Origin of the sequence: Streptomyces sp. E11-3, from assembly GCF_046540415.1 — a bacterium.
In the GTDB taxonomy this organism is placed as follows: domain Bacteria; phylum Actinomycetota; class Actinomycetes; order Streptomycetales; family Streptomycetaceae; genus Streptomyces.
This window is the reverse complement of the sequence record NZ_JAZGRL010000002.1, coordinates 487,919-501,379: the sequence shown is the minus strand read 5'-3', so window position 1 is coordinate 501,379 and position 13,461 is coordinate 487,919. Positions and strand designations below refer to the sequence as shown.

The following is a 13,461-nucleotide window of genomic DNA, read 5'->3' as shown; positions in this document are numbered from 1 at the left end:
AAGCCGAACACTAGTCAAGATCACCGTTCGTTTCAACAGTTCTGATGTGCGTATGCTCGCTCGCGCACCTTTCTGTGCTACAAGCAGACGCATGAACGTGATGGAGAGACACAAGTTCGTGGTGGCACTGCTCATGAAGGAGAACCGCGCGACCGTAGCCGAGCTGGCCCGGGCCACCGGGGCGTCGGAGATGACCATTCGCCGGGACCTGGAGGTCCTGGAGTCCCGGGGCGCGCTGCGCCGGGTGCGAGGAGGCGCGCTCAGCAATCTGCCTGGTGGTGTCGAGCCGCCGTACGCCATCCGTGCCATGTCCGAGGCGCAGGCCAAGGAGCGGCTTGCCCATACGGTGGTCGAGCTGCTGACTGACGGCGAGACGGTCGCCCTGGACACCGGCACGACGGCCGTCGCCATCGCCAAGGCCATGGCTGGCCGTCAGTTGACTGTCACCCCGCTCTCCCTGCACGCCGCCTTCGCACTCTCCGGGCACTCCGGCGTCCAGCTTCTGATGCCGGGCGGGCAGGTGCGGCCCGAGGAGCTCTCCTTCTACGGCCACACCCCTGTCCAGACATTCAAGGACCTGTGCTTCGACACGTTCATCCTGGGCTGCTGCGGCGTCGATCCGGTTCAGGGCGCCACCGCCTACAACCTGGACGACGTACAGGTGAAGCGTGCCGCCGTGAAGGCGGCGCAGAGGGTGATCCTGGTTGCGACCGCCGACAAGCTCGGTCGCGCGGCGCTCGGTCGTATCTGCTCGATGGAACAGATCGCCCTCATCGTCACGGACGCCCCCAACGACTCCTCGGTGGTGCAGGAGCTGCGGGACCAGGGGGTAGAGGTGGTACGCCCGGCGGACGAATGAGGCGGAGGCCCTGGGGCATTGGCCGGGCGGACGGGTGCCGGGGAAGGCCACGGTGCCGGGGACGCGTTCGAGGATGCGTGGGAAGTCCTCGGCGCCCATGACGGTGACGGCGGGTAGCTCTCGGTCAACTCGCACTCGGCGGTTGCCCTGTGGGCGGTGGCCACGTGGTGGGTAACGCGGGTGGATGGGAGACGTGTCGACGAGGGTCAGGTACTACGGCGCCGACAGCGAGAACGGCGACCGCGTCGATGACCCGGACGGCCACCAGGCAGGCCACCGACTTCCCCAACACGCCCCGGACGGACTGCTCGGGAGTCAGGCCGACCGGCATGCCAGTCGCAACTCCCCAGATTCTCCCCAAGGCTGACCGGGCACCATTCCTCAAGTTGTGCGACGCCCACCTGGCCCGTGGATTTCCAGGAGGTCAGGCCGTATAGCCTGGGGAAATGCTGACAGAAGTCACCGCGACCCGCTACGTCACGCCGCTGCGTGAGGGCGGATCGCTGCCCGGCATCGTCGAGGCCGATGACCTGGGCACGTATGTCATGAAGTTCACCGGAGCCGGACAGGGGCGCAAGACCCTCGTCGCGGAGGTCATCTGCGGACAGCTCGCGCGCCGTCTTGGGCTGCGGGTGCCCGAACTGGTGCAGATTCAGCTGGACCCGGTGATCGGACTCGCCGAGCCCGACCAGGAGGTGCAGGAGCTCCTCAAGGCGAGCGGCGGGCTCAACCTCGGGATGGACTACCTGCCGGGATCGATCGGCTTCGACCCTCTGGCCTACGAGGTGGCCGCCGACGAGGCGGGCCGGATCGTGTGGTTCGACGCGCTGGTCAACAACGTCGACCGCTCCTGGCGCAACCCCAACATGCTGGTCTGGCACGGCGATCCCTGGCTCATCGACCACGGCGCCAGCATGATCTGGCACCACAACTGGCGCACCGCCGAGGCCGCGGCCGCCAAGCCCTACGACGCGTCCGACCACGTCCTGGCGCCCTTCGGGCCGGATGTCGTCGCCGCGGCCGCCGAGCTCGCGCCGCGCGTCACCGAGGATCTGCTCACCGAGGTCGCCGCCGACGTTCCCGACGTCTGGCTGGTCGACGAGCCGGGGTTTGACCACCCCGACGAGCTGCGCCGCGCCTACGTCTCCGTGCTGCACGCGCGCGTAGCGGGCCTTGAGGGCCGGATCACCCTGGGGCCGCGCACCGAGCGCCCCGCGTCCCAGGCCCCCGGTTGGCTGACCGACCATCTGGCCCCCTGGCCGCACGCCCCGCGCGAGGCTGGGAGTAGCGAGGCGGGGAGCAGCAAGGCCGAGGGCAGCAAGGCCGAGACCAAGGGTGGCGTCAGGTGAGCGAGCGAGACGTCTTCGAGTACGCGCTCCTGCGGGTGGTACCGCGAGTGGAGCGCGGCGAGCAGTTCAACGCGGGCGTGGTGGTCTACTGCCGCGCCAAGACCTTCGTGGCCGCCCGCACCCACCTCGACGAGGCCAAGCTGGCGGCCCTCGACCCGCACGCGGACGTCGCCGGTGTGCGGGCCGCGCTGCGCGCCGTCGAGGGGGTCTGCCACGGCGGTGAGGCGGCGGGACAGGCCGCCCGCGACGACGCCGGGCGGCGCTTTCGCTGGCTGATCGCGCCGCGCTCGACCGTCGTCCAGCCGGGCCCCGTGCACACCGGCCTCACCGCGGACCCCGAGGCGGAGGTGGAGCGCCTTCTCGACCTGCTGGTGCGCTGAGGTGTTTCCTGACCCCGGGGCGGGCACGCGGTGGGCCGTTGACACCGGGTGCCAGGGCTTCTAGCGTCACGTCTTGCTGAAGGTACTAAGCGGTCGCTCACCATTCGGGGCGTGCCGTGAGAGCCGTTTCCAAGGGCGAGGAGAACCAGCATGTCCACCACCGAGCAGCGCGTTGCCGTCGTGACGGGCGCCGCGCGAGGTATCGGCGCGGCGACCGCCGTACGACTGGCCGCCGAGGGCCGCGCCGTCGCCGTCATCGACCTTGACGAGGCAGCCTGCAAGGACACCGTGGAGACCATCACCGCGGCCGGCGGCAAGGCGCTCGCCGTCGGCTGCGACGTCTCCGACGAGGCCCAGGTCGAGGCGGCCGTCGCGCGGATCGCCGCCGAGCTCGGGGCTCCGTCGATCCTGGTCAACAACGCGGGCGTACTCCGCGACAACCTGCTGTTCAAGATGGAGGCGTCCGACTGGGACACGGTCATGAACGTGCACCTGCGCGGCGCGTTCCTGATGGCCAAGGCCTGCCAGAAGCACATGGTGGACGCGGGCTTCGGCCGGATCGTGAACCTCTCCAGCTCCTCGGCGCTCGGCAACCGCGGCCAGGCCAACTACTCCGCCGCCAAGGCCGGCCTGCAGGGCTTCACCAAGACCCTGGCCAAGGAGCTCGGCAAGTTCGGCATCACCGCCAACTCCGTCGCCCCCGGCTTCATCGTCACCGAGATGACCAAGGCCACCGCCGAGCGCGTCGGCATGGGCTTCGAGGACTTCCAGGCCGCGGCCGCCACTCAGATCCCCGTCCAGCGCGTCGGCAAGCCCGAGGACATCGCCAACGCCATCGCCTTCTTCACCGGCGAGGCGGCCGGCTTCGTCTCCGGCCAGGTCATGTACGTGGCCGGTGGCCCGCTCAACTGACCGCTGACTTGCTGACTCACTGACGCGTAAAGGACGACGGATCATGACAGTGCAGGACAGTGGAAAGGCCGCGCTGGTCACCGGCGCGAGCCGCGGCATCGGCTACGGCGTCGCCGAGGCGCTGGTCGCCCGCGGTGACCGGGTGTGCATCACCGGGCGCAACGAGGACGCGCTCAAGGAGGCCGTCGAGAAGCTCGGCGCGGACCGGGTGATCGGCGTCGCGGGCAAGGCCCACGACGAGGCCCACCAGGCCCGCGCCGTCGAGCAGGCCATGGAGGCCTTCGGACGGGTCGACTTCCTGGTGAACAACGCCGGTACGAACCCGGTCTTCGGGCCGATCGCCGAGCTCGACCTGGACGTCGCGCGCAAGGTGTACGAGACCAACGTGATCTCGGCGCTCGGCTTCGCCCAGCAGACCTGGAAGGCCTGGCAGAGCGAGCACGGCGGGGCGATCGTCAACATCGCCTCCATCGCCGGTGTCTCGGCCTCGCCCTTCATCGGCGCGTACGGCATGAGCAAGGCGGCCATGGTGAACCTGACGCTGCAGCTGGCGCACGAGTTCGCGCCGGGGGTACGGGTCAACGCCATCGCGCCCGCGGTCGTGAAGACCAAGTTCGCCCAGGCGCTCTACGAAGGCCGCGAGGACGAGGCGGCGGCGGCCTACCCGCTGGGCCGCCTCGGGGTGCCCGCGGACATCGGGGGCGCCGCCGCGTTCCTCACCTCGGACCAGTCGGACTGGATCACCGGGCAGACACTCGTGGTGGATGGCGGCATGTTCCTCAATGCGGGCGTCGGCTGACGAACCCCCTGTACCTCTCGTAACCCCCGTAACCCCCGTACGCCTCGAACACCTCGTAGGCGACGTTCGCCCACATCAAGTGCCCCGCCGGGCCTGCACAGCGGACCCGGTGGGGCACTGCGGTATCGTCTGGCCACCTTTGGCGTGGCCAATCGAGGAGCGTGCGCGTGTTCAACCGGACCCGATGTCTGCAGGCAGCTGCGACAGTTGCGTCCATATCCCTGCTCATGGGATGCGGAGTGCTCTCTTCGGGCGATTCCGACGACGACCAACGCATTGTCGTGGGGACCACCAGTGCTCCGAGTACGCTCGACCCCGCAGCCGCCTGGGACGGCTCCTGGGAGCTGTTCCGCAACGTCTACCAGACCCTGCTGAGCTTCCCGACCGGCGGCTCGGTGCCCGAGCCCGACGCGGCCAAGGAGTGCGAGTTCACCGACGGGTCGAGCCGCACGTACCGCTGTGAGCTCCGCAAGGACATGAGCTTCTCCAATGGGGACAAGCTCGACGCCGCGGCGGTGAAGCACTCCGTCGACCGGATCAGGAAGATCAAGGTCCTGGGTGGACCTGAGGGGCTGCTCGGTAGCCTGGACCGGGTCGAGACGAAGGGCGACCACGAGGTCGTCTTCCACCTCAAGAAGGCCGACGCGACCTTCCCGTTCGTGCTCGCCACACCCGCGCTGTCCCTGGTGAACCCCAAGGAGTACCCCGCGGACAAGCTCCGCGAGGACGGCGGGATCTCCGGCTCCGGGCCCTATGTCCTCGACTCCTACGAGGAGGGCAAGACGGCGCAGCTGTCCGGGAACTCGCGCTACAAGGGGCGCGCCGACCGCAAGAACGACGCCGTCACCATCCGCTACTTCCAGGACTCGTCCACCATGGTCGACGCCCTGAAGGAGCAGAAGATCGACGTGACGTACCGCGGTCTGGCCTCCGAGGACGTCGTCGAGCTCCAGGGCAAGAACGCCAAGGACGGCCTCCAGCTCCTGGAGGGAGCCGGGATGGAGATCCGCTACCTGGTGTTCAACCTCGAGGAGACCTGGACGAAGAACCCGGCGGTCCGCAAGGCCGTCGCCCAGGTCATCGACCGCGGCGCGATCGCCCACAAGGTCTACAAGGACACCGTCGAGCCGCTGTACTCGATGGTCCCGCAGGGCGTCACCGGCCACACCACCGGCTTCTTCGACGACTACGGCAAGCCGAGCACCACGAAGGCCAGGAAGATCCTGACCGACGCGGGCATCACCGAGACCGTGCCGCTCACCCTCTGGTACACCACCGACCGCTACGGCTCCGTCACCGAGCCGGAGTTCAAGGAGATCAAGCGGCAGCTCGAGAAGACGGGGCTGTTCGACGTCACGCTCAAGAGCCACGACCTCTGGAAGACGTACGAGCAGGGCTACCGCAACGGCGATTTCCCCGTCTTCGGCCGTGGCTGGTTCCCCGACTTCCCGGACCCGGACAACTTCATCGCGCCCTTCGTCGGCGAGCGCAACGCCCTCGGCACGCCGTACCTGGCCCCGAAGATCACCGACGAGCTGCTGCCGCAGTCCCGTCAGGAGAGCGACCGCGGCGCGGTGGCCGGGCAGATCAAGAAGGCGCAGGAGATCCTCGTGGACGACGTACGGCTGCTGCCGCTGTGGCAGGGCAAGCAGTACATCGCGGCGAGCGAGGAGATCGCGGGCGGCGAACGTGCCCTGGACCCCTCGACGATCATGATGATGTGGGAGCTCACGCGGAAGACCAGCTGGTAGCGGCGCTAGGGGGAGACGCCCCTAGGCCCGGGTGGCCTGGCCGGACTCGGCGGAGCGGGCGTTGTCAGTGCCGGACGGTAGGTTCTGCGGTGTACAAGTGACCGCACACCGGAGGTTGTTGACGTGACCGACACTGACCTGCTCCCCGAGTCCTGGCGCGGGGTCCTGGGCGACGAACTGCACCAGCCCTACTTCAAGGAGCTCATCGACTTCGTCGAGGACGAGCGGGCGAAGGGCCCCGTGTACCCCCCGCGCGACGAGGTGTTCGCCGCGCTGGAGGCCACGCCGTTCGACCAGGTCAAGGTACTGGTGCTCGGCCAGGACCCGTATCACGGCGAGGGCCAGGGGCATGGCCTGTGCTTTTCCGTACGGCCCGGTGTGAAGACCCCGCCCTCGCTGCGGAACATCTACAAGGAGATGCAGGCCGAGCTCGGCACCCCGATCCCGGACAACGGATATCTGCTGCCCTGGGCCCAGCAGGGCGTCCTGCTGCTCAACGCGGTTCTGACGGTCCGGGCCGGGGAGGCCAACTCCCACAAGGGCAAGGGCTGGGAGAAGTTCACGGACGCGGTGATCAGGACCGTGGCCGAGCGGACCGATCCGGCCGTCTTCGTCCTGTGGGGGAACTACGCGCAGAAGAAGCTCCCGCTGATCGACACCGAGCGGCACGTGGTGGTGAAGGGCGCGCACCCCTCGCCGCTGTCCGCGAAGAAGTTCTTCGGCTCCAGGCCGTTCACGCAGATCAACGAGGCGGTGGCGGCCCAGGGGCACGCCCCGATCGACTGGCGCATCCCTGACCTGGCCCAGTCGGCGGCCTGACCCCTCTCCGCCGTCCCCGCGCCTGCCCGGGATTGTCAGTGGCGACGGTTAGCGTCACAGGTGATCGGATCGGCGGTTGTCGCACGAGCGTGGAGGCAGCAGTGGCAGAGCAGCAGGAACAGGCGGCGCAGGACCCCGTGATGGCCCGGGCGGGTCAGGCGATCATGCTGCACCGCGCGGGTGACCGGGAAGAAGCCCGCAACCGCTTCCTCGAGCTGTGGACCGAGATCGGCGAGGACGGCGATCCCCTGCACCGCTGCACCATCGCGCACTACATGGCCGACACCCAGGACGACCCCGCGGATGAGCTCGCCTGGGACCTGCGGGCGCTGACCGCGGCCGATGTGCTCACCGACGAGCGGCTGGAGGAGCATCACCAGTCACTCGCGGTGCGCGCGTTCTATCCCTCGCTGCACCTCAATCTGGCCGCCGACTACGTGAAGCTCGGCCGTGAGCAGGAGGCGCGCACGCATCTGAGGAAGGCACGTGGCCGACTCGGCGTTCTGGGGGACGACCCGTACGGCGACGGTATTCGGGCCGCCGTGGAGCGGCTTGAGCTGCGACTCGGGGCCTAGACGTGTGTCGGAAGTCCCGCTGGTCGCCCGGAGGGCGGGAGGGACTTCCGACACACGCTCTGGCAGGGGGTGCGGGAGGTCAGCGATCCTCGGGCGCGCCGCCTGCCCGGTCAGCGGCCGTGGGCCTTCCGGCAGATGCGGGCCTCGGGGCTGTCGGCGGGCCAGCCGCCGTACCGCTCGCCGAGCGCGCACAGGCCGGCCCAGGACTGCTCGCTGCCGGGTACCGGGCCTCGACTGAGGTCGAGGCCGGGTGGTGTGTCGGGCCGTCCGGGGGCGTCCGGGGCGTGGCTGGGCCGTGGCGGGCGGACCTTGCTCCCCGGAGTGTTCGAGGGAGCCTCCGCGTCGGGGCGGGCGGCGCGGCCGCGGGGCGCTGGCTCGGTGGGCGCGGGGCGCTTCGACGCGGCGCTCGTGGGCGGGGCGTCGGGCGATGCCCGTTGCGCGGGGGCGATCATCTCCAGTGCCTCGCGGGCGGGGGCCTGTACCTCGCGCGGCTCCGTGCCGTGGCGGGCGTGTGGCACGGAGTGCGGTGTCGCGGTGGGGGACGGGGTCCGGGCCCCGGGTGGCCGTTCCACGGTGACGCAGCCGGAGACGGCCGAGGCCGCCACCGTCACCAGCAGGGCCGCGGTAGTTGTTGTGCGGTGCATCCGCGCCACTCTGGTGCCTTGAGCCCCCTGCGGTGAACGGACGGGCGTGGATATGCCCCGCACGAGTGACGGGGCCGGTTGACGCGGCCCGCGCGCCCGGTCAGGCGTCGACCACGCCTGGTCAGGCCTCGACCACGCCTGGTCAGGCGTCGACCACGCCCCGTCAGGCGTCGACCATGCCGCGTAGCAGCTCGCCGAGGCCCGCCCTTAGCTCGCCCTCGCTCGGCACCTCGGCGTGGAACGAACCGGCCACGCAGGCGAACATCATTCCGTCGATGTATGCCACCAGTGCCAGCGTGTGCCGCTCCGGTGCCGTCGATCCCACCGCCCGCAACAGGCCGAGCACCGCCTCCCGGAATTGGCGTCCCGCCTGGTCGTAGAAGGCGCGCAGCTCCGGTCTGCGGGTCGCCTCAAGGGCCAACTCGTACCGCGAGACGAGCAGGGGGCGGTGGCCGGTCAGATAGCGGTGCAGGACGAGCGCCAGGCCGTCCGCCAGCGTCTCGACGCCGCCCGTCGGGTCCGGTATCTCGTCCGGCGTCAGCACGGCCGCCTCACGCTCCGCCTGCCGCCGTACCGCCGCCTCCAGCAGAGCGAGCCGGGTGCGCGCGTGGTTGGACGTCGACCCCTGCGGCAGCCCCGCCGCCTCGTCCACGGCGCGGTGGGTGAGCCCGCGCATCCCGCGCTCGGCGAGCAGGGCCAGGGCGGCGTCGGCGATGAGCTCGGCACGGGGCACACCCGGCATCTGTTCGGCGGCCATGAGCCACACCCTACCCCGCGTCACTACACATGTAGTACGGTCTCCGTATCGAGCACTACAGGTGTAGTTCCGAGGAGGAGTCATGGCACGCGCGGTCGTCATCGGAGGCGGCATCGGCGGGCTGACCGCTGCCGCCGCACTGCATCAGCGGGGCTGGAAGGTCACCGTCCTCGAACGGGCCGCAGCCCTGGAGCCCGTGGGCGCCGGAATCTCCCTCGCCCCCAACTCCCAGCGCGCCCTGGACACCATCGGCGTCGGCGACGAGATCCGCGATCTCGCCGCCTGGCAGGGCGACGGCGGCCTGCGCACCCCCAGCGGACGCTGGCTGTCCCGCACCTCAAGCAAGGCCGCGGCCGAGCGCTTCGGCGGCACCATCGTGCTGCTGCACCGGGCCACCCTCGTCGAGACGCTCCGCGTCCGCCTGCCCGAAGGCGCCGTACGGACCGCCAGCGCCGCCACCCTCACCGACCCCGGCGGCCCCGACCGGCCAGCCGTCGTCAGCACCCCCGGCGGCGCCGTCGAAGCCGAGCTCGTGGTCGGCGCCGACGGCATCAACTCCGGCGTCCGGCGCGCACTCTTCCCCGCGCACCCCGGGCCTGAGTACGCCGGCTTCACCACCTGGCGGGTCGTGGTCCCGGCGCCCGCGCGGCCGTTCGGCTCGCACGAGACCTGGGGCAAGGGGCAGCTCTGGGGCACCCACCTGATGAAGGACGGCCGGGCCTACGCCTACGCGGCCGCCCGTGCCCCTGAGGGCGGGCACGCACCCGACGACGAGAAGGCCGAACTCCAGCGCCGGTTCGGCACCTGGCACCACCCGGTCCCGGACATCCTCGAAGCCGTACGCCCGGACCACGTACTGCGCCACGACGTGCACTACATGCGCCAGGCACTGCCCGCCTACCACCGGGGCAGGACAGTGCTGCTCGGCGACGCCGCGCACGCCATGCCGCCCAGCCTCGGCCAGGGCGGCAACCAGGCGATCGAGGACGCGGTCGTACTCGCCCACCACGCGACCCCCACCGCTGACCCCGGCGCGGCACTCGCCTCGTACACCCGCGACCGGCTGCCGCGCACCATGGACATCGTCCGCAAGTCCGCGCGGACGGGCCGGATGACCACCCTCACCAGCGCCCCCGGCGTCCTGCTGCGCAACGCGCTGATCGCGGGCGTCAACACACTGGCGCCCCACCTGGTCCTGCGCGGCTTCGACGGCATCGTGGACTGGCGGCCGCCCTCCGAAGCAGGCTCTCCGGCCACGTATGCTGCCGAAGCGGAACGCCAGTGACAGCAGGGAGACGGACGTGAAGGTCGGCTGTATCGGGCTCGGGGACATCGCGCGGAAGGCCTATCTGCCGGTACTCAGCACGCTTCCGGGTGTCGAACTCCATCTGCAGACGCGCAGCCCCGCGACCCTGAAGCGGGTCGCGGCCACCCACCACATCCCCGACGCGCACTGCCACACCGACCTCGACTCGCTGCTCGCCCAGGGCCTGGACGCCGCGTTCGTCCACGCGCCGACCGGCGTGCACCCCGAGATCGTCACCCGCCTGCTCGAAGCGGGCGTCGCCACCTACGTCGACAAGCCCCTGGCGTACGAACTCGCCGACTCCGAACGGCTCGTACGGCTCGCCGAGGAGCGCGACACCAGCCTCGCCGTCGGCTTCAACCGCCGCTACGCGCCCGGCTACGCCCAGTGTGTCGAGCACCCGCGCGAGCTCATCCTGATGCAGAAGAACCGCGTCGGACTGCCCGAGGACCCGCGCACGCTGGTGCTCGACGACTTCATCCATGTGGTGGACACCCTGCGCTTTCTGGCACCGGGCGCGGTCGACCACATCGGGGTGCGGGCCCGCGTCAAGGACGGCCTGATGCACCATGTGGTGCTGCAGCTCGCCGGTGACGGCTTCACGGCGATCGGCGTGATGAACCGGCTCAGTGGCTCGGCCGAGGAGATCCTGGAGGTCTCAGGTCAGGACACCAAGCGGGAGGTGCGCAACCTCGCCGAGATCGTGGACCACAAGGGCCAGCCGAGCGTGCGGCGGCGCGGCGACTGGGTGTCGGTCGCCAGGCAGCGCGGCATCGAGCAGATCGTCCTCGCCTTCCTGGACTCCGTACGGGCCGGCGTGGTGCTCAGTGCCCAGGACGCCCTGCTGACCCATGAGCTGTGCGAGCGGATCGTCCAGCAAGCTCGGGAGCAGGCCTCCTGAGGGCCCGCACCCCCTCGGCCGCGCACAGTACGGCCAGGACCGCGAGCGCCCCGTACACCGGCCAGTCGCCCAGGCGGACGTAAAGCGTGCTGCCCGAGGCCAGCGGCACCTCGTAGACCGCCGCCACACGGGCGTCCGTGCCGAGCCGGTCCCCGATCCGCTCCCCGCTCGGGCCGTACACGGCGGAGACTCCGGTGAGCGTGGCGTGCACCATGGGGCGGCCGTTCTCGGCGGCCCGCAGCGCCGCGAGCGAGGCGTGCTGCTCCGGCGCCCAGCTGCCCTGGAACGTGGAGGTCGCCGACTGGGCCACCAGCACCTGGGCGCCGTCCCGCGTCAGCTGCCGGCTCATGTCGGGGAACGCCGACTCGAAGCAGACCAGCGGCCCTACTCGCAGGCCGTCCGCCACGTCGAGCAGCACCTGGGCCTGACCGCGCCTGCGGTCCTCGTCGGCGGCCTTGCCCACGGACGTCGCCCAGCCGAGCAGCGAGCGGGCGGGAACGTACTCGCCGAACGGGACCAGACGCATCTTGTCGTACCGCTGGACCGTGGGTCCCTCGGGGCCGACCAGCACCGAGGACTTGAAGATCCCGGGCCGGTCCGAGCGCCGCGCGTCCACGTTCACCAGGATCGGGGCGCCCACCTCGCGCGACAGCGCGGCGAGCCGCTCGGCCAGGTCGGGCCGGTCCGCCAGGTCGTGGCCGACACTGCTCTCGCCCCAGACCACCAGGTCCGTGTCCTGGCCGGACAGCGTTCTGGTCAGCGCCTCCTCGCGGGCGAAGCGCTTGTCGCCGTCGCCCGCGCCGTTCACGATGCCGGGCTGGACCAGGGCGATCCGCACCGGGTCCGCGGGCCGCGGCCGTGGGGACCAGAGCCAGACCGCCGCTGTGGCGAGGGCGGCCGCGCAGATTCCGGCGACCGCGGGGGTACGCGCCCCAGGGACCGCGATCAGCGCGGTGACCGCGGTGTTCACCGCCACGATCAGCAGGCTGACCAGCCACACCCCGCCCACCGACGCGAGCCGCAGCGCCGGTTCCACCTGCCACTGGCTGGAGCCGAGCAGCCCCCACGGGCCACCCAACCCCTCCCACGACCTGACCAGCTCAACGATCAGCCAGGCCGACGGCAGCACCACCAGGGCCGCGGCGGCCCGGCCGCGTGCGGGCCGCCCGCCCAGCAGATGGCGCACCAGCCAGCCCCAGGGCGCCCACAGCAGCCCCAGCAGGGCGGCGATCAGCACCGTGAACACATGGAGGTTCGGCAGCAGCCAGTGGTGCGCCGCCAGCATGAACCCGACCCCGCCCAGCCAGCCGTCCAGGGCAGCCCGCCGTCCGGTGGGCGCCGAGGCCGCGAGCAGCATCCAGGGCACCAGCGCGACGTAGGCGAACCACCACCAGGACGGCGCGGGGAACGCCAGTGCGGGCAGCGCCCCGCCGACCAGGGCGGCGCAGCCCCGCCACCACGGGCTGCCGAGCGGCGCCGCCCACCGGCGGACAGCGAGGTCCATTCCGCGCCTCCCTGGGTCCTGTCGTCCAGCCCCCGGATGCCCGGTGGTGCGTCCTACGTCCCAGTGTGCGCGCCCGGTGCGCACGGCGACAGGGCGCGTGAGCCGGGGCGCTCGGGCCGTGCGCGCTGGTCGCCGGGGGAGTCGGGCTCAGGTGCTGGACTTCGCGGCCAAACGCCGCCATTTCTCATGGACGACGACGCGGGTGATCCGCCAGCCGATGCGGGTACGCAGTACGGAGAAGGCGTACCGGCCGCCGCACTCGAGGTCCGGCGCCGAGTCGTCGCCGTTCTTCTCGGCCAGCCGCATCGGGTTCAGATAGTCGGCCTGTACCTGGGCGGTGTCCCCGGGGTCGCCGTCCACGATCTCGAAGCGGAACCGCCGGTTGACGATCAGATGCTGCCGCATCGGGAACCGCCCCACGGTGTCCGCCAGCCACTCGGCGACCTCGCCCGCGGCGCCCTCGACGCCGCCCGCCGAGCGGTAGTCGGCGCGCCCGTCCGGGCTGAACAGGCCCTGGTAGGCCGCCCAGTCCCCGTCGTCGAGGGTGATCGCGTAGTCGGTGATCAGAGCGTCGATCGCCAGCCGGTCCATCACGGTCGCAAGGTCCACGCGCTGTGTCATCGGCTCAGTGTTGACCACTGCGGCTCCTCAGCCAAGAGCCATGCCGCGATCAGGCCCGAACGGGCACCTCGACACCCGCGCGGCCGGACAGTCGGTCGGTCTCGGTGAGTTCGTCCGCCGAGGAGTCGGGCCAGCCGAGCGACATGAGGTTATGTTCCCGCTGCCGTACGCCACGGAGCAGTCCGAGCCGTTCGTCGGGCAGGTTGCCGCGCTGCGGGAACCGCGAGGCCGCCATCCGCGAATCGGCCGGAAACCCCTGAGGACAGCGGTCGGTGAGCTGCCCC

15 protein-coding genes are annotated in these 13,461 nt (G+C 71.0%); 10 read left to right on the top strand and 5 right to left on the bottom strand.

Translation table 11 applies throughout. The annotated features are described in order from the left end of the window. Positions 1-91 precede the first annotated feature (91 nt). From U9R90_RS21060 to U9R90_RS21025, 8 genes are all read left to right on the top strand, one after another. On the top strand, positions 92-859 hold the full coding sequence (locus U9R90_RS21060) for a DeoR/GlpR family DNA-binding transcription regulator (protein WP_411058205.1): 768 nt from the start codon (positions 92-94) through the stop codon (positions 857-859). Positions 860-1,305: 446 nt separating this feature from the next. Then, positions 1,306-2,208, top strand: a complete 903-nt coding sequence (locus tag U9R90_RS21055; protein ID WP_411058204.1) for a HipA family kinase — start codon at positions 1,306-1,308, stop codon at positions 2,206-2,208. Continuing rightward, the gene (locus tag U9R90_RS21050; protein ID WP_411058203.1) at positions 2,205-2,588 is read left to right on the top strand and encodes a DUF3037 domain-containing protein; all 384 of its coding nucleotides are present in this window, start codon (positions 2,205-2,207) and stop codon (positions 2,586-2,588) included. Before U9R90_RS21055 ends, U9R90_RS21050 begins: the two co-directional genes overlap by 4 nt. Before the next feature lie 150 nt (positions 2,589-2,738). After that, positions 2,739-3,500 carry a 3-oxoacyl-ACP reductase FabG gene (gene fabG / locus U9R90_RS21045; protein ID WP_411058202.1) on the top strand — a complete coding sequence of 254 codons (762 nt, stop codon included), beginning with the start codon at positions 2,739-2,741 and terminating at the stop codon, positions 3,498-3,500. Positions 3,501-3,543: 43 nt separating this feature from the next. After that, on the top strand, positions 3,544-4,299 hold the full coding sequence (locus U9R90_RS21040; protein ID WP_411058201.1) for an SDR family oxidoreductase: 756 nt from the start codon (positions 3,544-3,546) through the stop codon (positions 4,297-4,299). 167 nt (positions 4,300-4,466) lie between these two features. Next, a complete protein-coding gene (locus U9R90_RS21035) occupies positions 4,467-6,050 on the top strand; it encodes an ABC transporter substrate-binding protein (protein ID WP_411058200.1) in 1,584 nt (527 codons plus the stop codon). A gap of 123 nt (positions 6,051-6,173) precedes the next feature. Next, positions 6,174-6,869: a uracil-DNA glycosylase gene (ung, locus tag U9R90_RS21030; RefSeq protein ID WP_411058199.1), complete on the top strand. Its 696-nt coding sequence runs from the start codon at positions 6,174-6,176 to the stop codon at positions 6,867-6,869. 101 nt (positions 6,870-6,970) lie between these two features. Further along, positions 6,971-7,444: a hypothetical protein gene (locus tag U9R90_RS21025; RefSeq protein WP_411058198.1), complete on the top strand. Its 474-nt coding sequence runs from the start codon at positions 6,971-6,973 to the stop codon at positions 7,442-7,444. Positions 7,445-7,554: 110 nt separating this feature from the next. Here U9R90_RS21025 and U9R90_RS21020 read toward each other — a convergent pair whose 3' ends face one another. Further along, complete coding sequence (locus U9R90_RS21020) at positions 7,555-8,088, bottom strand: hypothetical protein (protein ID WP_411058197.1); 534 nt, start codon at positions 8,086-8,088, stop codon at positions 7,555-7,557. 163 nt (positions 8,089-8,251) lie between these two features. Continuing rightward, positions 8,252-8,845 carry a TetR/AcrR family transcriptional regulator gene (locus tag U9R90_RS21015; RefSeq protein ID WP_411058196.1) on the bottom strand — a complete coding sequence of 198 codons (594 nt, stop codon included), beginning with the start codon at positions 8,843-8,845 and terminating at the stop codon, positions 8,252-8,254. A gap of 82 nt (positions 8,846-8,927) precedes the next feature. Between U9R90_RS21015 and U9R90_RS21010 the strand changes: the two genes are divergently transcribed. Next, positions 8,928-10,130, top strand: a complete 1,203-nt coding sequence (locus U9R90_RS21010; protein WP_411058195.1) for an FAD-dependent monooxygenase — start codon at positions 8,928-8,930, stop codon at positions 10,128-10,130. A 16-nt stretch (positions 10,131-10,146) separates the two neighbouring features. After that, complete coding sequence (locus tag U9R90_RS21005; protein ID WP_411058194.1) at positions 10,147-11,052, top strand: Gfo/Idh/MocA family protein; 906 nt, start codon at positions 10,147-10,149, stop codon at positions 11,050-11,052. Here U9R90_RS21005 and lnt read toward each other — a convergent pair. From lnt to U9R90_RS20990, 3 genes are all read right to left on the bottom strand, one after another. Beyond that, a complete protein-coding gene (gene lnt, locus U9R90_RS21000) occupies positions 10,976-12,556 on the bottom strand; it encodes an apolipoprotein N-acyltransferase (RefSeq protein WP_411058193.1) in 1,581 nt (526 codons plus the stop codon). The two genes, U9R90_RS21005 and lnt, sit on opposite strands and share 77 nt — an antisense overlap. A 147-nt stretch (positions 12,557-12,703) precedes the next feature. Next, positions 12,704-13,177, bottom strand: a complete 474-nt coding sequence (locus tag U9R90_RS20995) for a nuclear transport factor 2 family protein (protein ID WP_411058192.1) — start codon at positions 13,175-13,177, stop codon at positions 12,704-12,706. A 49-nt stretch (positions 13,178-13,226) separates the two neighbouring features. Beyond that, positions 13,227-13,412 (bottom strand): hypothetical protein, encoded by a 186-nt coding sequence (locus U9R90_RS20990; protein WP_411058191.1) that lies wholly within the window; start codon positions 13,410-13,412, stop codon positions 13,227-13,229. Positions 13,413-13,461: the final 49 nt, after the last annotated feature.